The sequence below is a fragment of the Bradyrhizobium archetypum genome (assembly GCF_013114835.1).
GTDB classification, from domain to species: Bacteria; Pseudomonadota; Alphaproteobacteria; order Rhizobiales; family Xanthobacteraceae; genus Bradyrhizobium; species Bradyrhizobium archetypum.
The window spans coordinates 24,526-44,483 of record NZ_JAAVLW010000008.1; the positions used below are offsets into that span (position 1 = coordinate 24,526).

17 protein-coding genes and 1 tRNA gene are annotated in these 19,958 nt (G+C 64.3%); 7 read left to right on the forward strand and 11 right to left on the reverse strand.

Features of this window, described 5'->3' with window-relative positions:
- Window positions 1–124: 124 nt before the first annotated feature.
- Window positions 125–631: a tellurite resistance TerB family protein gene (locus HCN50_RS25435; RefSeq protein ID WP_171712644.1), complete on the reverse strand. Its 507-nt coding sequence runs from the start codon at window positions 629–631 to the stop codon at window positions 125–127.
- Window positions 632–1,008: 377 nt separating this feature from the next.
- Between HCN50_RS25435 and HCN50_RS25440 the strand changes: the two genes are divergently transcribed.
- The gene (locus tag HCN50_RS25440; RefSeq protein WP_171712645.1) at window positions 1,009–1,485 is read left to right on the forward strand and encodes a cupredoxin domain-containing protein; all 477 of its coding nucleotides are present in this window, start codon (window positions 1,009–1,011) and stop codon (window positions 1,483–1,485) included.
- A gap of 154 nt (window positions 1,486–1,639) precedes the next feature.
- Here HCN50_RS25440 and HCN50_RS25445 read toward each other — a convergent pair whose 3' ends face one another.
- Both HCN50_RS25445 and HCN50_RS25450 read right to left on the reverse strand, forming a co-directional pair.
- On the reverse strand, window positions 1,640–3,049 hold the full coding sequence (locus HCN50_RS25445) for an adenylate/guanylate cyclase domain-containing protein (RefSeq protein WP_171712646.1): 1,410 nt from the start codon (window positions 3,047–3,049) through the stop codon (window positions 1,640–1,642).
- A gap of 104 nt (window positions 3,050–3,153) precedes the next feature.
- Window positions 3,154–4,539, reverse strand: coding sequence for a cytochrome P450 (locus HCN50_RS25450; protein WP_171712647.1), 1,386 nt, complete (start codon window positions 4,537–4,539; stop codon window positions 3,154–3,156).
- A gap of 246 nt (window positions 4,540–4,785) precedes the next feature.
- Between HCN50_RS25450 and HCN50_RS25455 the strand changes: the two genes are divergently transcribed.
- The 4 genes from HCN50_RS25455 to HCN50_RS25470 all read left to right on the forward strand — a co-directional run bounded on the left by HCN50_RS25455 (window position 4,786) and on the right by HCN50_RS25470 (window position 10,273).
- The gene (locus HCN50_RS25455; protein WP_171712648.1) at window positions 4,786–6,465 is read left to right on the forward strand and encodes an MFS transporter; all 1,680 of its coding nucleotides are present in this window, start codon (window positions 4,786–4,788) and stop codon (window positions 6,463–6,465) included.
- 160 nt (window positions 6,466–6,625) lie between these two features.
- Entirely contained in the window at window positions 6,626–7,765 is a 1,140-nt protein-coding gene (locus HCN50_RS25460) for a TRAP transporter substrate-binding protein (RefSeq protein WP_171712649.1), read from the forward strand.
- Between the two features lie 94 nt (window positions 7,766–7,859).
- Complete coding sequence (locus HCN50_RS25465) at window positions 7,860–8,528, forward strand: TRAP transporter small permease subunit (RefSeq protein WP_171712650.1); 669 nt, start codon at window positions 7,860–7,862, stop codon at window positions 8,526–8,528.
- Window positions 8,525–10,273 (forward strand): TRAP transporter large permease, encoded by a 1,749-nt coding sequence (locus tag HCN50_RS25470; protein ID WP_171712651.1) that lies wholly within the window; start codon window positions 8,525–8,527, stop codon window positions 10,271–10,273. Before HCN50_RS25465 ends, HCN50_RS25470 begins: the two co-directional genes overlap by 4 nt.
- A 111-nt stretch (window positions 10,274–10,384) precedes the next feature.
- Here HCN50_RS25470 and HCN50_RS25475 read toward each other — a convergent pair whose 3' ends face one another.
- Both HCN50_RS25475 and HCN50_RS25480 read right to left on the reverse strand, forming a co-directional pair.
- Entirely contained in the window at window positions 10,385–10,612 is a 228-nt protein-coding gene (locus HCN50_RS25475; protein ID WP_171712652.1) for a hypothetical protein, read from the reverse strand.
- Between the two features lie 246 nt (window positions 10,613–10,858).
- Window positions 10,859–11,137, reverse strand: a complete 279-nt coding sequence (locus HCN50_RS25480) for a hypothetical protein (RefSeq protein WP_171712653.1) — start codon at window positions 11,135–11,137, stop codon at window positions 10,859–10,861.
- A gap of 210 nt (window positions 11,138–11,347) precedes the next feature.
- Between HCN50_RS25480 and HCN50_RS25485 the strand changes: the two genes are divergently transcribed.
- Window positions 11,348–12,382, forward strand: a complete 1,035-nt coding sequence (locus HCN50_RS25485; RefSeq protein WP_171712654.1) for a polysaccharide deacetylase family protein — start codon at window positions 11,348–11,350, stop codon at window positions 12,380–12,382.
- A gap of 97 nt (window positions 12,383–12,479) precedes the next feature.
- Here the strand turns inward: HCN50_RS25485 and HCN50_RS25490 are convergent, their stop codons facing one another.
- From HCN50_RS25490 to HCN50_RS25515, 6 genes are all read right to left on the reverse strand, one after another.
- Window positions 12,480–12,905, reverse strand: coding sequence for a hypothetical protein (locus HCN50_RS25490; RefSeq protein ID WP_171712655.1), 426 nt, complete (start codon window positions 12,903–12,905; stop codon window positions 12,480–12,482).
- 118 nt (window positions 12,906–13,023) lie between these two features.
- Complete coding sequence (locus HCN50_RS25495; RefSeq protein WP_171712656.1) at window positions 13,024–14,550, reverse strand: ArnT family glycosyltransferase; 1,527 nt, start codon at window positions 14,548–14,550, stop codon at window positions 13,024–13,026.
- Window positions 14,551–14,688: 138 nt separating this feature from the next.
- Window positions 14,689–14,761, reverse strand: a tRNA-Thr gene (locus tag HCN50_RS25500).
- 92 nt (window positions 14,762–14,853) lie between these two features.
- A complete protein-coding gene (locus HCN50_RS25505) occupies window positions 14,854–16,629 on the reverse strand; it encodes a heme biosynthesis protein HemY (protein ID WP_171712657.1) in 1,776 nt (591 codons plus the stop codon).
- Window positions 16,630–16,653: 24 nt separating this feature from the next.
- Window positions 16,654–17,886, reverse strand: a complete 1,233-nt coding sequence (locus HCN50_RS25510; RefSeq protein WP_171712658.1) for a COG4223 family protein — start codon at window positions 17,884–17,886, stop codon at window positions 16,654–16,656.
- Between the two features lie 117 nt (window positions 17,887–18,003).
- Window positions 18,004–18,753, reverse strand: coding sequence for a uroporphyrinogen-III synthase (locus HCN50_RS25515; protein ID WP_171712659.1), 750 nt, complete (start codon window positions 18,751–18,753; stop codon window positions 18,004–18,006).
- Between the two features lie 131 nt (window positions 18,754–18,884).
- On the opposite strand from HCN50_RS25515, the gene tsaD reads away from it, so the two are divergent.
- Window positions 18,885–19,958 (forward strand): tRNA (adenosine(37)-N6)-threonylcarbamoyltransferase complex transferase subunit TsaD, encoded by a 1,074-nt coding sequence (tsaD, locus tag HCN50_RS25520; RefSeq protein WP_171712880.1) that lies wholly within the window; start codon window positions 18,885–18,887, stop codon window positions 19,956–19,958.

The window sequence follows — 19,958 nt, forward strand, 5'->3', positions numbered from 1 at the left end:
AGACTCGCGCGCGCCATGCGTTGAAGTCTCTATATTTTCAGGCTTATCTCGCGCGATGGCGGCCGATGACGGCGCACATTAAAGTTTCGTCATCTGCAATGCCGCACGGCTTCATCACACATCGTCACAGCGCCGCGTCTTCGGCCTTCGGCACGCTTGCGGACGAAGTTGATGGCCGCTGCTCCGCCACCTTGTGCTTGAGCTCGAGCCGATCGCGCGAGGAAATGCCGAGCAGATCGGCCGCGCGCCAGACGACGTTGTCTTCGAATTCGCTGACATCGCCATCGGCGTATACCAGCTCCCACATCATTTCGATGATGCGAAGCCGGCCCTCCTCGTTGACCGAACGCATGATGACGCTGGTGAAATGATAGAGATCGACCGCCTCGCCCTCGGCGCGCGTCGCCTGTGCGATCAAATGATCGGCCTTTCCTGAATCGAGCTTGAATCGGCTCTCGATCAGACTGTGCAATTTGCGCTTCTCGGCCGCGCTCGGCTCGCCATCGAGCGAGACGACATGAACCAATAGCGCGGTCGCGGCGAGAAGATAGCCGGTATCGTCGAACGACAGGTCCGGATCCGCGCTGGGCGCAACGATGTCGGCAATAAATTGGCGCAGTCCGTCGAGCATCCATCCACCTGCAAAATTCTGGAAAGCCTGTTCGTCGAATATGGGTCGAAGATTTGGCGCGCGCAATCCACACGATGAGCACCGAGTGCCGCAGGCGGATTAAATCGGCGTCACGTTGCGCGTGGCGGAACGTCTGCGCGAAACTTGAAGCAGCGCCCTATCGTCGCAGCAAGCACCGCGCGTTCTGCCGGTTGGCAGCCCGCAGCCGTCAGTTCGAGGCGCAAGCCCGCCGCGGTCGGAAGATATGGCCTGTCGACCGATGGGGCCGACCCGCGCGATTCGCCGCAGGCTACGGGCGGATCTCCAATTGCAAGTCATTCGCATTTGCATTAGGGATGAAGCCATTGTCCAAAAACGATTTTTCAGAGGAAACGATCATGGTCTCCTTCCGCTTCGCCCTTGGTGCTGCCGTTCTGTTGGGATTCGCCACAGGCGCCGCGCTGGCGGCGGGCGATCTGTCGAAACAGACGCCGATCGAGGTGACGATCGATCTGGGATCGCCGGGCAAACACGAATTCGCGCCGAAGCAACTGAAATTGGAAACCGGCAAGCTCTACAAACTGATCCTGCGCAATGCCAGCAACGATCCGCATTACTTCACCTCGCACGCGTTCTCGCAGATGGTGTTCACGCGCAAGGCGCAGGTGACGCAGCAGCAGAACGGCAAGACGGTCACGCTTGCCGAATTCAAGGGCGCGATCCGCGAGATCGAGGTCTATCCAGGACAATCTGCCGAATGGTGGCTGGTGCCGATCGCAGCCGGCCGCGCCAGCGATCTCCGCTGCGACATCAAGGCCAGCGACGGCAAGACCCACGCCGAGCTCGGCATGGTCGGCGAGATCGTGATCGAATAGCGCGGTTTGGTTCTACTCGTCATAACACCTCATGGTGAGGAGCGCGAAGCGCGTCTCGAACCATGAGGCCCCGTCTGTGGCCTACATCCTTCGAGACGCCCGCTTCTCGCGGGCTCCTCAGGATGAGGTCTTGAACGGCTGTGACGCAGCAGAGTTAAGGTATCTCGTACACCACCATCTTGTCGGCGATGCCGCGCAGCGCGGCTTCCTTCTGGATCGGCCTGATCGCCTCCTTCGCCAGGATCGTGGCGACCCCGGGCGACTCGATCACAGGTCCGGTGATGTGGATTTCCTGCGAGGTCGACAGGCTCTGCACCCGCGATGCGATGTTGACGGTCTGGCCGAAATAATCCTGCCGCTCGTTCAGCATCACCGCCAGGCACGGGCCTTCGTGAATGCCGATCTTGACGATCAAATCCTCCCGGCCGCGCTCGGCATTGAGCGTCGCCATCGCCGCGCGCATGCGCAGGCCTGCGACGATCGCGTGCTCCGGCCGGATGAACGTCGCCATCACGGCATCGCCGATTGTCTTCACCACCGCCCCCTTCTCGGAGGCGATGATTTCGAGCAGCGCATGGAAATGCGCCCGCACCAGATCGAAGGCGGCGAGATCGCCGACCCGTTCATAGAGCGCGGTGGAGCCCTTCAGATCCGTGAACAGGAAGGTCAGCGAGGTGATTTTCAGGCGCTGATCGACGTTGAGATTGTCCGCCTTGAACACGTCGCGGAAGGTCTGGTTCGACAGCATTCGCTTGGCGGTCAGGATCGGCTTGCGCTTGCCGAGCAGCTCATGGAGCGTGTCGTTGGCGACCCAGACTGCAGGAAGTACCCGGGTATCGGTCTGGTTCTCCAGTGACAGGCGCAGCGGTCCCGGGCGCATTACCGTCGAGCCGGTCGGCGCGTGCAGCTTGTTGAAGACGATCGAAAACTGCTGCCGCTCGCGGCTCGGCTCGCCCTGAATATCGAAGAAATGAGCAGAATGCGTCACCGGCTCGAACACGATCACGAACTGATTGGGCAGTTGCAGCGACAGTACCGCCTTCTCACCCGGCGGCAACTCGATGGCCTCGAGCGAGACCTCATCGATCAGCCGCTGGATCGACTCCTCGCTGAGGTCCATCCCCGAGCTCCAGAACATCTGGCGGTTATATTCCCAGATCGGCAGCGTATTGGGATCATGCGCTGCGATGCGCCGGACGCGCGGGCTGACCGTAAACGCGACCTCGACGCGGTCGTCGACCGATGCCTCATAGCCTTGGGCGCATAGCGCGCAATTGTAATCGTCGTGACGCAGCGATTTCAGCGTGTTGTGCGCGCCGAGCACGCCGCCACAGCCGGGGCACAGCACATTCCATGTGAGGTCGAACAGCCCGAGCCGCGCCGAATGCAGAAAGGCCGAAATGACTTTTTCCTCGTCCAGCCCGTAGCGCGCGGCAAAATCGAGAAGGTTGATCCGGTTGAGATCGCGATCCTCGCCATTGGCGATCAGCCGCGAGATGGCGTCGACGACCGCGGGATCGGCGGTCTGCCGCAGAACGGAGAACTGGGCCCGGGTATCGCTCATGGTGACAACCTAGATGACGCTGCTGAGGCGGCTGCGCAAGGTGAGCTTGGTTGTTTGACGCATTTTCCTCGCGCGACCCGGCAATCCGCTCAATCAACAAAATGCTACCGCGGGGTGATGGCAAACATCGGCGAACGGTCGGGCTGGGTGGTTACCACGCCAATCGGCTTCACCGGCTCCTTGTCGACCAGCGTGACGCGAAACGCGCCGATCATCCTGGCCAGCGCCAGCGTCGCTTCGACCAGTGCGAAATGCGCCCCGATGCAGACGCGCGGGCCGACGCCGAACGGCAGATAGGCGAAGCGGTCGGGCGGCGTGCCGGTCATGAAGCGAGCCGGGGTAAAGGCGTTCGGATCGCGCCAGAGCTTTTCGTGCCGGTGCAACAGCCACGGCGCGATCAGGATCACGTCCTTTTTCTTGACGGGCAGGCCAGCGACCGTATCGGGTCCGGACGCCGCACGTGCGATCAGAAACGCCGGCGGATAGAGCCGCATCGTTTCGTCCAGCACGGCGCGAGTGAATTTCAGCCGCTCGACATCGAGCGCGCCGCTGGCGGTCACGCCCTGCACTTCCTTCGCCACCTCCTCCTGCGTGGCGGGATCGAGCGCCAGCAGATAGAGCGCCCAGAACAGCGCGGTCGCGGTGGTCTCGTGGCCGGCCAGAATCATGGTCGCGACCTGATCGCCGAGCTGGTCGTCGGTAAAGGCCTCACCGGTTTCCGGATCGCGCGCCTCGCCGATCAGGTCGAACAGATCGCGCGCCGGCGCGCCCTCGTTCTTGCCGGCGGCGCGGCGTTCGGCCATCAGCATGCCGACGAAAGCCGTCCAGCGCTTGCGGAAGCGCGCGCGGGACAAATCCTGCGGGCTCGGCCAATTCAGCGGCAGCAACAGATCGAGAAAATTCGGTCGTGCCAGCCGCGCGCCATACTCCATCACAAAATCGCGCAAGGCGGCGCCGTGGCGGTCCATCCCGAACGAGAACATCGTGCGTCCGGCGATTTCGAGCGTCATCCGCTGCATCGCCTGCCGCAGATCGACGGGCGCGTTGCTGGCGGCTCTGAGCTTGGCGACGGTCTCGTCTGTCGCGGTCACCATGTGCGGCACGAGCGTCATCACCGCGCGCGGCGTGAACGCCGGCGCGAGCGTCCGGCGCTGGTACTTCCACGCGCGCCCTTCGGCGATCAGAAGACCTTGGCCCAATATCGGTCGCAACACCCGGAAGCTGACCGGCGTGCGCGTATAGTTTTCATAATTGTCGACCAGCACATGCTTGATCGCATCAGGTGCGTTGAGGATGAAGCTGCTGCGCCCGAAGAAGCGGCCCTGGACGATATCTTCCTCGTAGGCCCGCTGGCCCCACATTTCGATCGGGCTTTCGCGGATCGCCTTCATTCGCCCGAACAGCGTCATGTCCTCGGGCGCCCGCGGCGGACTCGGCGGCACCAGCGGCGAGCGCGCCACCGGTATGTCGTAGGCTTCGGCGATACTCATGGGTGCCTACCCCGTGACCCGGATGAGCGAGGCGATATCCGGGATCTTGCCAAGCCCCGCATATCGCTGCGCTCATGCGGGCTACAATCGTATCTAAGTCTCCGATCCGGGCGGCGCAAAGGCGCCGGGTCAAACAACGGCCAGTATAACGACCTAACTACTGGACAGAACAAGGTTTTCGCAGGCATCTCTTGAGGGCTGCAGGAATCATCGTCGGGCCATTTAGCAGCCCAACCGGAACCGGACATGACCGAACCGCCGAAGCGCTCCGATAGTATCACCGCACCGCTGCGGCATTCGGTGTTCCGGCGCATCTGGCTGGCGAGCCTGCTGTCGAACCTGGGCATCCTGATCCAGGGCGTGGGTGCAGCCTGGGCGATGACGCAGATGACGTCATCCGCCGACAAGGTCGCGCTGGTGCAGACCGCGCTGATGCTGCCGATCATGCTGATCTCGATGCCGGCCGGCGCCATCGCCGACATGCACGACCGCCGCGTCGTCGCGATGGTGTCGCTGCTGATCGCACTGACCGGCGCGACCGCCCTGACCGTGCTGTCGTGGTTCAGCCTCGTCACGCCCAATGTGCTCTTGCTGTTCTGTTTCATCGTCGGCACCGGCATGGCGTTGATGGGACCGGCCTGGCAGTCTTCGGTCAGCGAGCAGGTACCGCCCGAGACCTTGCCGGCGGCGGTCGCGCTCAACGGCATCAGCTACAACATCGCGCGCAGTTTTGGCCCCGCGGTCGGCGGCATCATCGTCGCAACCGCGGGCGCGGTTGCCGCCTTCGCCATCAACGCAGTGCTGTATCTGCCGCTGCTGATCGTGCTGTTTCTCTGGCAGCGGGTCCATGAGCCGTCGCGGCTGCCGCGCGAGCGGCTCAACCGCGCGATGGTCTCCGGCGTGCGCTACATCACCAATTCGCCGTCGATCAAGATCGTGCTGACCCGCACGCTCGTCACCGGCATCATCGGCGGCTCGATCTCGGCTCTGATGCCGCTGGTCGCGCGCGACCTCCTGCATGGCGGCGCGCAGACCTATGGCGTCATGCTGGGCGCCTTCGGCATGGGCGCCGTGTTCGGCGCGTTGAACATCGGTGCGGTGCGCAGGCAATTGAGCGGTGAGGCCGCGGTGCGTGCCTGCACGATATCGTTGGCCGGCGCGCTCGCCGCTGTTGCGCTGAGCAAGAGCGCCATTCTGACCGCAATTGCGCTGGTGCTCGCCGGCGCGGTGTGGATGCTGGCAGTTGCGCTGTTCAATATCGGCGTGCAGCTCTCGGCGCCGCGCTGGGTGGCGGGGCGCTCGCTGGCGGCATTCCAGGCCGCGATTGCCGGCGGCATCGCGATCGGAAGCTGGGGCTGGGGCCACCTCACCGACATCGCCGGCGTCGAGGTGGCGCTCCTGGTCTCCGCCGGATTGATGCTGCTCTCCCCGCTACTCGGCATCTGGCTGCGCATGCCGCCGGTCGGCGCGCGCTATGAGCCGCCCGCCGAGGCGCTGGCCGATCCCGAGGTACGACTGTCGCTGACGGGACGCAGCGGCCCGCTGGTGGTGGAGATCGAGTACCGTGTCGCGCAGGACAATGCGCGCGCGTTCCACAATGTGATGCAGGAGGTGCAACTCAGCCGGCAGCGCAACGGCGCCTATGGCTGGTCGATCGCGCGCGACATCGCCGATCCCGAATTGTGGACCGAGCGCTACCACTGCCCGACCTGGCTCGATTATCTGCGCCAGCGCAGCCGGGCGACGCAGTCCGAGCGAGCCCTGCACCAGCGCGCGATCGACTTTCACCTCGGACCGGAGCCGATCCGCGTCCGCCGCATGCTGGAGCGGCCGTTCGGCTCGGTGCGCTGGAAGGAAGATACCCCCGACCGCGCTGCCAATGAGGTCTTGCCGGTGGTCGCAACCGCGGCCGGCAGCAGCACGTAATTTTACGGAAGCGCCGGATGGCGTGGTGCGCTCAGCCGCGCCGTTAACCTCATCGCATTGGCATAACGTATTCCTTGCCAAAGCTTGGTAGCGGCCTCTAGAGTTCCCCCAATCAATGATGACCGGCCGACCAAGGACCGGTCTAACCGGGAGGACCCTCATGACCAAACCAACCAGGGACAAAACTTCGACGCGCCGCCGCTTCCTGAAAGTGGCTGCCGCAGGGGCTGCGACGGCAGTTGCCGCGCCGAGCGTCGTCAGCGCCCAGGGGCCGATCAGCATGCGCTGGCAGAGCACCTGGCCGTCAAAGGACATTTTCCACGAATACGCCCTCGACTACGCCAAGAAGGTCAATGATATGACCGGCGGCGAGTTGAAGATCGAGGTGCTGCCCGCAGGCGCCGTGGTGCCGGCGTTCGGCTTGCTCGATGCGGTGTCGAAGGGCGTGCTCGACGGTGGCCATGGCGTGCTGGTCTATCACTACGGCAAGCAAACCGCGCTGGCACTGTGGGGCTCGGGGCCGGGCTTTGCGATGGACGCCAACATGCTGCTGGCCTGGCACCGCTATGGCGGCGGCAAGGAGCTGCTCGAAAAGCTCTACGCCTCGATCAACGCCAACGTGGTTTCCTTCCCCTACGGGCCGATGCCGACCCAGCCGTTCGGCTGGTTCAAGAAGCCGATCTCGAAGATCGATGACGTCAAGGGCCTCAAGTTCCGCACCGTCGGCATCTCCATTGACGTGTATTCGGGCATGGGCGCGGCCGTGAACGCGCTGCCCGGCGGTGAAATCGTAGCTGCCATGGACCGCGGGCTGCTCGACGCGGCCGAGTTCAACAACGCAACCTCCGACCGCGTGCTCGGCTTCCCCGACGTCTCCAAGGTCTGCATGCTGCAGAGCTATCACCAGAACGCCGAGCAGTTCGAGATCATGTTCAACAAGGACAAGTACAACGCGCTGCCCGACAAGATGAAGGCGATCATCGCCAACGCGGTGGACGCGGCCTCGGCAGACATGTCCTGGAAGGCGATCGACCGCTACTCGAAGGACTATGTCGAGCTGCAGAGCAAGGACAACGTGAAGTTCTACAAGACACCCGACGCGATCCTGAAGCGGCAACTCGAGATCTATGACGAGGTAGCCAAGAAAAAGGCGTCGGAGAACCCGCTATTCAAGGAGATCATCCAGTCTCAGATCGAGTTCGCCAAGCGCGCGACCCAGTGGGAGCAGGATACCGTGGTGAACCGCCGCATGGCCTACGACCACTATTTCGGGCCGAACGCCGCGGCGAAGAAACTCTGATAACGAAATAAACACGCAAGGCGCCGCCCGGACCACCTCCCGGACGGTGCCTTGTGCTATGTTTGGGACCATTTCTTTTGCAGAAGCGTATCACATGAATGTCCAGCGTTTACTGCACACGATCGACGGCATCTCGACCTGGGTGGGCAAGGCAACCGCCTGGCTGATGATCCTGCTGATGAGCGTCGTCTGCATCGAAGTGTTCAAGCGTTATGCCGTGAACATGCCGACGGCTTGGATCTTCGACGCCGAGAACATGATGTATGGGTCGCTGTTCATGCTGGCCGGCGCCTATACGCTGGCGCAGAACGCCCATGTCCGGGGCGATTTCCTGTATTCCTCGATGCGCCCACGCACCCAGGCCGCGCTCGACCTCGTTCTCTATTTCGTGTTCTTCATCCCGGGCATCGCAGCGCTGATCTATGCCGGCTACTTCTACGCCGCGGATTCCTGGCACATCAACGAGCATTCCAACGTCACGGCCGAGGGACCGCCGGTCTACCATTTCAAGACGGTGATCCCGATCGCCGGCGCGCTGATCATGCTGCAGGGGATCGCCGAGATCATCCGCTGCATCGTCTGCCTGAAGACCGGCGAATGGCCGAGCCGGCTCGCCGACGTCGCCGAGACCGACGTCATCGAGGAGCAGCTCGCGCACTCTGAATTCGTGGACGAGGAATCGCGCAAGCTCGCCATCGCGGGCGCGCAGCGCATCGACGAAATGGCGCGGCAGCGGGGCATGGGCGGGGACCTGAACACATGAGCGATCCAGCACTCGGCCTGTTGATGCTGACGCTCATCGTCGTCGTCATCATGATGGGCTTCGCCACGGCCTTCACGCTGATGGGCCTCGGCATGTTCTTCGGCTTCATCGCCTTCTACGATCCGTCGCAGAACTGGACGCACAACAAGGTGTTCGAGCTGATGGTCCAGCGCACCTACGGCGCGATGACCAACGACGTCTTGATATCCATCCCGCTATTCGTGCTGATGGGCTATGTGATGGAGCGCGGCGCGCTGGTCGACAAGATGTTCTATTCGATCCAGCTCGCCTTCCGCCGCCTGCCCGCTTCGCTTGCGGTCGCGACCCTGATCGTCTGCACCTTCTGGGGCATCGCCTCCGGCCTCGTCGGCGCGGTGGTGGTGCTGATGGGCGTGATCGCCTTCAACCCGATGCTGCGCGCCGGCTATGACGTGAGGCTCGCCTCCGGCGTCATCACCGCGGGCGGCACGCTCGGCATCCTGATCCCGCCGTCGGTGATGATCATCGTCTATGCCGCAGTCGCCGGCCAGTCGGTGGTGAAGCTCTATGCCGCGGCGATGTTCCCCGGCTTCTTCCTGGCGTTCCTCTATCTCGTCTATGTCGTCGGCTGGGCGATGATCAATCCGAGGGTTGCCCCGCCGCTGCCGGAGGAACAGACGCGCGTTCCCGTCCCTGAATGGATCACGAAATTCTCCACCCTCTATTCGCCGAATCTGTTCGTCGGCCTGTTCAGGGCGCTGTTATCGCCCGCCAAGGCGAAGACGCTTCAGATCGATGGCAAGCCGATGGGCTATGGCGCGATCGTGCAGAACTTCACCATATCGCTGGTGCCGTTCCTGCTGCCCACGATCACGCTCGCCACGGTCTGGTGGTACGTAGTTATTCACCAGCAGGCCGGCGCTGCGGGCGAAGCCATCGAAGGCCTGCAACAGCTCGGCAGCGCGCAAGAGGCCAAGGAATTGTCTCCGGCCGAAAAGGGACCGGACACCCAGTTCTATATCTGGTTCGCGGTATCGGCTGTGGTGCTCGCAGCATGGACGGCGCGCTCTTATTTGCGCATGAACGGCGAGCGCTTCGAGGTACTCAAGCTGCTGACGTCCTCGGTTATGCCGCTCGGCATCCTCACCGTCGTCGTGCTGGCGGTGATCCTGTTCGGTATCACCACGGCGACCGAATCCGCCGGCGTTGGCGCCGCCGGCGCCTTCATTCTCGCCTTCCACGCCCGCACGCTCGACTGGAAGCGCACCAAGGAGGCGGTGTTCCTGACCGCCAAGACGACCGCGATGGTGTGCTGGCTGTTCGTCGGAAGCGCGCTGTTCTCGGCGGTGTTCGCCATCCTCGGCGGCCAGGCACTTCTGGAAAGCTGGGTGCTCTCGCTCAACATGTCGCCGGTGCAGTTCATGATCCTGTCGCAGGCGATCATCTTCGTGCTCGGCTGGCCACTGGAGTGGACCGAGATCATCATCATCTTTGTGCCGATCTTCCTGCCGATGCTGAAGCATTTCGGCATCGACCCGATCCTGTGGGGCACGCTGGTGTTCGTGAACCTGCAGGCGGCGTTCCTGTCTCCGCCGGTGGCGATGTCGGCGTTCTACCTCAAGGGCGTCGCGCCGAAGCATGTCACGCTGAACCAGATCTTCGCGGGCATGATGCCCTACATGCTGATCGTGATCCTGTGCATGGTGATCATGTATCTGTGGCCCGGCATGACGCTGTGGCTGCCGAACTATCTCTACGGAGGCTAGAGCCTTCCCGGATCTGATTGAAATCAGATCCGGGCCAGTTTCCTGTTTGACCCGTTTTCTTGACGCGAACCGGTATCCGCTTCGCTCGAAAACGCCAAGTTACTGACTCTGTCACTGCCCATGGCTCGCCAGCATCTGCTGGCAGCCCTTGCTGATCTTCGCGCGGTTCTGCTTCAGGCAGGCCAGCACGATCTGGTCGCCATCCTGCATATGTGCCCGGCAGTAGCGCGAGACGTCACGCGAGCAGGCATCGTGCCCCTTCTGCCGGTCCTGCGGCGTCTGAGCCGAGGCGGCTGACGTGATCAGAACCAGGGGAATGACGAAAAGGATCTTGGTCATTTTGCTATGCCTTCGTACTGGAACCGCAATCAGGACGTCTCTATAACGCTTTCGAGCGGCCTGGGTACCAGCTCGCGGCAAGAAAACCTGGCAAAATAGTCATCCAGCTACGCAAATCCGGCCGGCAACGGCTCCACGGCAAGCACAATCGCGCCCGCCGGCGTGATTGTGGCCGCCTCCGAAACACAGAAAACGCCTGCGTCGCATCGACGCAAGCGTTCCCTGAGAGCCAAAGCCAGCGCCGATTTACTTCGCGGCGAGCTTGCCTTTCTGCGCGGCGAGATCGCGATCCATCACGGCGCGGCAGCCCGAGCTCAGATCGGCACGATGCTTGATCATGCAGGCGGTGATCTTCGGAATATTCGGGATTTCCGAGCTGCAGAGGCGGAACGCGTCGCCGGTGCACATCTGCTGCGCCTCAGAGCTGAAGGCGAAGCTCGCGGTTGAAGAAATGGCGCAGAACGAGGCAGCAAACGCCAGCGACAGATTGATCTTGCGAACGGTGGTGGTAGGACGTGCGGTCATTTTTGGCTCCCTTTGGTCCAGCTACATGGACCGGCTGTTGATAGCGGCCACCATGCGCGGAACCGGGCGCTTCGACTGTGACTGACCTCACTCGGCTATAAGCCCCTCATCATCTACGCCTAACCGGCGCTTGTTCGCCAGACGTTAAGACATTGTTGGCATTAGTGGCGCATTGCGTGTGTGTCCCCCGAGTATGTGGAAAGAGTAGCGATGCGTAATGCGTTGGGCCTGATGCTGGCCAGTTTGGTAACGGCGGTTCTCATCACCGGCGTTTGGTTCTGGACTTCCTCGCCGCGCGCCGACGCGGCCCCGCCTCAAACCGTCGCCGCCCGCGCGGCCGAGCCGCTGCCGGCGCCCGCTGCCGTCAGGCCCGCCCCAAGGGACGACGTCGAGATCACCGCTTCGCTCTCGAAGCCGGCCCCCGCCCCTGCGCCGATCCCGGCGCCGCAGCCGATGCGCTCGGCCTGCGCCAACGCGGACGCGCTCGGCGTCAGCCGCACGGTGGTGATCGACACCACGGGAGGCCCCGGCTTCGGCTTCCTGCAATATAAGCAGTTTGATTTCCTGACCGAGAAAGAGGTGGTGCTGACCTTCGACGACGGTCCGTGGCCGACCACGCCTGCGGTGCTGAAGGCGCTCGCGGACGAATGCACGAAGGCCGTGTTCTTCCCGGTCGGCAAGCACACCACCTATCATCCGGAAATTCTCAAGCAGGTCGCGGCCGCCGGCCACACCATCGGCTCGCACACCTGGTCGCATGCCCATCTCGACAGCAAGAAGCTGACCGAAGCGCAGGTCAGAGAAGAGATCGAGAAGGGCTTTAGCGCCGTGAAGATGGCGCTGGGAACGGCGCCCGCGCCGTTCTTCCGTTTCCCGGGGCTCGCGCACACGCAGGGCGCCCTCGGCTATCTTGCCTCGCGCAACATCTCGATGTTTTCAGTTGATGTCGATTCCAACGACTTCAAATCGTCGGGTCCCGATCAGGTGATCCAGAACGTCATGACCAAGCTCGACAAGCAGGGCAAGGGCGTCATCCTGATGCATGACCTGCAGAAGCACACGGCAATAGCCTTGCCGACGCTGCTGCGCCGCCTGAAAGCCGGCGGCTACAAGGTCGTGCAGATGAAGGCCAAGGAGCAGCTCGAAACTCTGCCCGAATATGACGCGATGCTGGTGAAGGACCAAAAGATGCCGGCGGTCGCCAGCCGCCCGATCAGCAGCGTGGTGCAGACCATTTCGCAGTAGCAATTGGCCGCGCTTGAGGCGTCGCCTGATCCACACGCGTCACGGCCGGGCTTGCGCGCCCGGCCATGACGGCGCTGTTGGAATGGATACTTCCGCCTTACCAGTAAATCCCGTGCCGATGCAGCGCATGAATGATGCGCGCTTCGATCCAGTGATGCCTGCGGCGCGGCTTCATGCTCCTGGATATCGATGCCGTTCTCCGGAAAGCGGGCCTCGCCGGCGCGGCTCTCGAGCGTTCAACGGCGGGCTGCTCAGCCCTCGCCGCCGCCCTGGATGTCTCGGCCTTCGGTGTCTCAGCCTTAGGTGTTTCCGCCTTGCTTTCGACCTTGGGCTCGATCGCCGGTCGCTCCACATATCGCGGCGCTTCCACGGCCTGCGGCGCTTCTGCCGTTTTCGGAACATCCATGGTCTTCGCGGCTGGCGCGCGCTGGGTCTCGCTTCCGCCCAGTGAAAGGCTTCTGTCGGCACCTTGCGCGGTGGCGGAAGCCAGAACAAATCCTGCGATCAGAATGAATTTGCGCATGTGAAATCTCCCCTTGTGCTTGAGGGGAAGACTAGGCCGAGCAGGCGGTTTCTTACGTGAGCCAGGTCACGCACATGCGATCACCGCGCCGGATCGCGGCTCTGCGGGCGAACGCCAGCTAGGACCGGGCCTGATCGGCGCGCCGCAGAATCTCTATTCCGTTGATATTCTTGACGAGAACGTAAGGCTTCAGCAGCACGGAGAGCTCTGGATCGGCAGCGGCCCAACTCCCCCAGTCGCTGTTCTGGTTGTCGATCACAAGAACGTCGGGCGGTTGCTTCCTGAAATCGTCGATCAGGCCGGCGCGCTCGCGCGCCACGTAGGTCGCGAGGCGGTCCGCCGTCGCCTGATCGATGGTCCCGTCCCGGAGCGCCCGACGAACGACTTCCCGAACCCAAAGCGCCTGCTGACGCGAGACCCATGTCCCCCCAAGCTCGCGAACCGTCGGATGACCGATGTCGTTCGCCGCACTCAGCATCAGGATCTTCGGCCGCGGGCCTATCAGGGTAATCTCCTCCCGGACGAGCCGCGTATCGATGCTCGTGGCGAACCGGAAGCATCCGTTTGCGAAAATAAGCGCGACGAGCAACATCGCGCCAGCGCGAAGCGGGCGCGATCCCGCTTGCCCATCGCCGCCGGCCGCGAGCGCCCAACCTGCCGCCAGCAATCCGAGGGCGACCATCGGATAGGCGTGATACCCCCATCCCTTGGCCTGCATGAAAAACGAGACCGCAAAGCCGAGCGATCCGGCCATCATCACCAGCGTCGCGGCGTCCGCTTTCTGCCGCCGGCTTTGCAATGCCAGCGTAACCATGATCGCCAGCAGCCATAGCATTGTTGCTGAGGTCGGCAGAATGACGAGGAGCGGCAAGTTCGCCAGCAGATAGACGTCGCGCGCCAGCGGATAGATGAGCGTAAAATACTCTGGATAGAACGCGACGATGCAGAGCGCGTGGATCACGACCAAGGCTGCGGCGATCCAGTTCTCCGGCGCGAACAGCACCCGCCAGTCTCGCGCTTGCGCGGCGGCGGACAGAATGCAAAAGCCGGCCGCAAAGACGAAATACGGCTTGAAGCTCATGGTTGTCGCGGCGCACAGGCCGGCGATCAGGATCGCCCACGGCGCAACCCGCTCGCGATTGGCGCGCAGGATGTAAACCGCAAGCGCCGGCAGCATGGCCACCAGCGCGAGATGTTCCCGCTGGCCGAAATCATACATCGGCAAAACGGTCAGCAGCACGACCGCCCATATGGCAGCCGCGCCACCGGCACGCTCGTGCAACGAGGAGAGACGCAAGGCCCGCCATGTCAGCGCGAGCGATGCCGCGATCAATAGAAAGATCAGCCCATTGGTCACGACCTCGGGCCGCACCTGAATCGCGCGTGCAACGACGACGCCGAGCATATAGACCGATCCCGCCATCGGCGGATTGGTCTCGAGGATGTCGACATACAAACGCTGGCCGTCGAGCATGCGCTCACAGATGGTCAGCCACCAGCTAACATCGACATTGAAGGGCAGAACCCCTCGCAGCATGATCGCCACCAGGAAGACGGCGACGACGGCATGCAGGGGAGTCACGGTCCAGATGCCCCGGCGGGCGGCCTTGCTCCCGGGAAGACTCAGCCCGACATCGAGCGACATGCAAAATCCTGCGGTAGAGGGGTTCAGGCACGCTAGAAGGGGCGAGTTAACAAGAGATTGCAGGCATGCGAGCGTGCTTCTCTTGGTCGCGCAAGCTGAAGGCGCCGATCGAGGAAATGCGAAGCTGGATAAGCGCGGTGCCGCAAACAGGACTCGAACCTGTGACCCCGTCATTACGAATGACGTGCTCTACCAACTGAGCTATTGCGGCGGACCGAAGCGGCGTTCGGGGTTAAGCCCGCGAACGCCCGCACCTGATATCGGGGACGGCTCCGATTGGCAAGAAAAACGCTTGCCTGAACCCTAGCTGCTGCCCCAGCGTGACAAAAATCCCCGCCAGCCGCCGGCCTGCGCCTTGGGCGGGCCGATTTGTTCCGCAAATTCGTCCGGCGGGCCGTCCTCGTCGATGCCGGGGTCATCCGGCGCCCGGACCAGCGGGATGACGGCCGGAATAGGGGCTGGAACGGCCTTCGGAATGTCGCGCCGCGAGCGGAACAAGGGGGCCGGCTGGCTTGGCGCCGCCTCGGCCGGCTTCGGCGGGGCGGGCGCCACTGCCGGGGCTGGGTCGGAACGGGACGGCTCAGGCGACGCCGGTTCGGCGGCGGCCGGCGCGGAGGTGGCAGCAGGCGGCGGCGTATTGTCCTGCGCGGCGGGCGGTTCGGGATTGGCCGCGGCGGCGGGCTCGGTGGCCTGCTCGTCCACGGGCTCGGGTGGCGCGATTACAACAGCGCGGCGCGGCGTCGCCAGCATGGCCTCCTCGAACGGCGAGGATTCGATCGCTGGCGCCTTGTCGGACGGCAATGCTGCAACCGGCGTCTGCCACTGGAAGGCGTCGAGCCGCCCGCTGACCGGCGAGACCGGCCGCCATCGGTCTGAGACATAGCCATCCGCGGTCCAGGCCGGATCGTGCAGCGCGCGCACCGCACGCAAGGTCCACGCCCGCGCCCGGCCCGAATCGCCATGCTCGGTGCGCTCGAGCTCCGCCATCAGAAGCGCGACGCGCTGCGTCGGCTGGGCGATGAACGGTGCCAGCGCGTCGCGTGCCTTGGCAAATTCGGAAGCGTCGATCGCAGCACGCGCAATCGCCAGCGCGCCCTCGATATGGCCGGGCGTCTTCGCCGCGAGCGTCTCGACCCGCACCAGCCGCTGCCGCGCGGAATCCCCTAGCTTCACATGGGCGTAGGCATCCGCCAGGTCAGGATGCGGCTGCGCCAGCCACGCCGTCTCGACGAGGCGCATCGCTCGCCGCACCTGGTGCGCCTCGCTCTCGAACTTGCTGGCAAGGACCGCGGCCGGCACCAGCGTCGGCGCCAGCTTGACCGCCTCCATCACGCTCTCGCGCGACAGGTCGCGATCGACCTTTTCCAGTTCAAGCGCGCGCGCGGTGAGCAGCACGCCGCGCTGCCGGCGATAGGTCGCCTTGTCGATCAACCCGGCCGATTGATTGTTGTCGAGGATTTTCAGCGCGCCGGCCCAGTCGCCCTTGGCACAGCAGAAGCCGAGCACGGCATGCGAGGCCCATGACGATGACGGCGACAGCCGCAGTGCTTCCTCGGCGACCATGACGGCGGCGACTGGATCGTCGGCGCGCTGCGCCTCGATGAACAGGCCGCGCAGGCCGAGTAGCCGCGTATCCTCGCGCTCGGCCATGGCGCGGAAGGCGCGCTGCGCCGCTTCGCGATCACCGTCGAGCTGCGCCGATTGCGCGTGCAGCAATAGCGCCAGCGGATCGTGCGCCGCATGCTTTCGCGCGGCTTCGGCATGCATCCGGGCGGCGGTGGAATCGCCATGGCCGATCGCGAGCAGCCCCTGCGTGATGGCGTGACGGCCGCGGGCCTGGCGCCGTTCGCGGCGGTTGCGCCTGATGCGTTCCGGCGTTCGCCACAGGCCGCGCAGGATCGCCCACAGCATCATCGCCGCGACGATGACGATGCCGAGCGCCAGCACAAAGACCGGCAGCGCGGTCTGCACGCGATAGCCGCCCCATGACAGCACGACATCGCCGGTCTGTTCGGCAATCCAGGCCGCGCCCGCGGCGCCGAGCGCAATCAACAACAGAAACAGAATGATCCGGATCATTGAAATCCTTGATTTACGAAATTCTCATTCCGCCGGTTTGGCGAGCACAGCCATGGCCTCGGCGGCAAATTGACGGGATGCGGCGAGCGCCGCGTCGCGCGCATCGGCCCTGTCGAGCCAGTCTTGCGCTGCGGCGCGGTCTTCCGGCGGCAACGTCTTCAATTCTCGCCGCGCCTCGTTGAAATCGTTGCGCAGCGCAGCCGCCGTGATCCGCGCCACCACGGCGCCGCGGTCGTTGCCGGCGGTGTCGGTGCGTTCGATCTTCACCAGCTTTGCCGCGCCCGCCTGCAGGCGATCCACGATGCCGGTTCCGGCGGTGGAAGGGCTCTGCTGGGCCGGCATCAGCTTCGGCACCAAGGTCAGCAATTCGGTGCTCAGCTTGATGGCGTTCGGCACGCCCTTGTCCGCAAATTGTTCGAGTGGCTTCAGGGCATCGGGATTCGGCGCCAACGATTTCGCGGTCGCGAGCGCCGTCGGATAGGGATCGCCGATCCGGACCAGCACATCGAGCAGCGCCGCCGCCAGCACCCGGCGCCAGGGCATATCGGCAGCCGCCTTGGCATCGGCGCTTCTGGTGTCGGCGATCTGGCTGCTTTGTTGCGCGATCTCGGCACTCTGCGCCCGCATCTGGTTCTCGACCTTGGCGATGCGCTCGGCAAAGGCGGTCAGATCCGGCGACACTGCGCCGTCCGCGCGCGGCGCCGACCTCGCCTCGTTGATGGCGGATGCCAGCTTCTCGCTTTGCGCGCGGGCAGTCGCGACCTCGCCGCGCAGCGTGGCAACCGATTTTTCCAGCACCTCAGTGCGCGCGGCCGCAGCAGGATCGGCGACGACTTTGCCCGCCTTTGCTTCGAGGCTGGCCACGCGCGCGATCAAGCCATCGATGGCAGCGGCATTGAGCTGCGCCGTTTGCGACACCGAGGCGGGCTCAATCGCGGGCCAGCCCAGCATCCAGCCGACGCCAATCACCAGCGCCGCCGCAACCGCGCCGGAAACCGGCGCGACGATCCAGGGTGAGACCGGCCGCGACGGCGGCTCCGCGGCTGGCGTTTCCTCAACACGTGGCGTCTCGGCGGCCGCTTCCTCAGCCGCAGCGTTGGCGACCTCAGACGCGGGCTGCACGAGTGGCTCAGATGACGCCTCGGCCGTGCGCTTCGTCTCACTCGATACCGCTTCGAGGTCGATGGTCGGTGGCTCGCGCGTCGGCCGGCCCGTTTCGGGCAGCGATCCAGTGTTTTCGGGCCTGTTCTCGACCATCACAGCGGTTCCCTTTGATTGTTACATGCCGGAACTTAGCAGAATCTGGACGTCTTAGAGCATGATCCGGCGATGGCGGCACCGGTTTTCCGATCAGACCATGGTCAGACTTAAAGATTAGAGTCCGGGCCGGGGTTGCAACGCCCGTTCCAGCGCCTCGAACAGAGCCTCTTCCTCCGGAGATGCCGCCGCCGTGACCTGACTCGCGCCGGCGTCCCGCAATACCGTGGCGACGCCGGCCGAAATGCAGCATTGTGGCAGCGCCAGCGCCGAGACTTCGACGCCACCGGACCGCGCCGCCTCCAGAAATGCACGCGCACTGCGCCGCGAGTAATGCAGCACAGCCTCGATCTCATGCGCCACGAAAGCGTCACATATTTCGCGTGGCAGGCTGGGCACAGGCACCATGCGGTAAGTGGTCTGCGTCACCACGGCAAAGCCCTTCTCGCCGATTTCGCCGGCAAGATCGCGCGCGAGATCGGCGCCTGCAAGGTACAGTAGCGGAGCGGTCTTCTTCAGTTGCTTTGATTTCGCGCTGGCCAGCACTAGATCGCGCAACGCGCCGGCATCACCCTTGGACACGATCACGTCGCCAAACCCGGCATCGCGGGCTGCGGCCGCGGTATTTTCACCGACCGCAAGCAAGGGCAGCTTAAGGAGCCGGCTGCCGGCAAGGTGGGGCGCGACCGCACGCAGCGCGTTGGCGCTGGTGACCATGACGGCGCCGTAGGTTGCGTCTACATCGTCCTGGAACGGCACAGCCTCGAACCGCAGCATCGGCGCGCGCAGGACCTCGAATCCCCGCGCGCGGAGGGCCTCGGCCGTGGCCTCGTCGTCCGGGCTTGGTCGCGTCACGAGAACGGCCATATTTCAGATCTCCGCCGAAACGCTTTCGCCACACCCGGCGATTGCACCTTGCGACCTCGTAGTGCTACCCGGTTACGGAAGCGTTGTTTTTGGCGATAGCGCAAGGGCTGAAATTGGACAACGACAAGCCGATGCTGGTGCTGGGTATCGAGACCACCTGCGATGAAACCGCAGCCGCTGTGGTCGAGCGCCAGCGCGACGGCAGCGGCAAGATCCTGTCGAATATCGTCCGCTCTCAGACATCGGAACACGCCCGTTTCGGCGGCGTGGTGCCGGAGATCGCGGCACGCGCGCATGTCGACCTGCTCGACGGCATCGTCGGGCAAGCGATGAAGGACGCCAACGTCGCCTTCGCGCAATTGTCCGCGGTGGCGGCCGCCGCCGGCCCCGGCCTGATCGGCGGCGTGATCGTCGGCCTCACCACTGCGAAAGCGATCGCGATGGTGCACGATACGCCGCTGATTGCGGTCAATCATCTCGAAGCCCACGCGCTGACGCCGCGGCTCACCTGCGCGCTCGCTTTTCCCTATTGCCTGTTCCTCGCCTCCGGCGGTCATACCCAGATCGTCGCCGTGGTTGGCGTCGGTCAATATGTGCGGCTCGGCACCACTGTTGACGACGCGATGGGCGAAGCCTTCGACAAGGTCGCAAAAATGCTGTCGCTGCCCTATCCGGGTGGCCCGGAGGTCGAGCGTGCGGCGGTGAGCGGCGACGCCAGACGTTTCGCCTTTCCGCGGCCGATGCTCGGACGTCCCGATGCGAATTTCTCGCTGTCAGGATTGAAGACGGCGGTGCGCAACGAAGCCAGCCGCCTGATGCCGCTGGAACCCGAGGATGTCAGCGATCTCTGCGCCAGTTTTCAGGCCGCGGTGCTGGAATCGACCGCGGACCGCTTGAGCGTCGGCTTGCGGCTGTTTCACGAACGGTTCGGCCCGCCGCGCGCGCTGGTCGCCGCCGGCGGCGTCGCCGCCAATCACGCCATCCGCGGCGCGTTGCAGGACGTTGCCGCCAAGGCGCAGACCACGCTGATCATTCCGCCGCCCGCGCTCTGCACCGATAACGGCGCGATGATCGCCTGGGCCGGCGCGGAGCGGATGGCGCTCGGCCTGACCGATGCGTTGGATGCGCCGCCGCGGGCGCGCTGGCGGTTGGATGCCAACGCGACCGCGCCGGCCGGCTTCGCCAACACGCGCGCAGGATTCTGA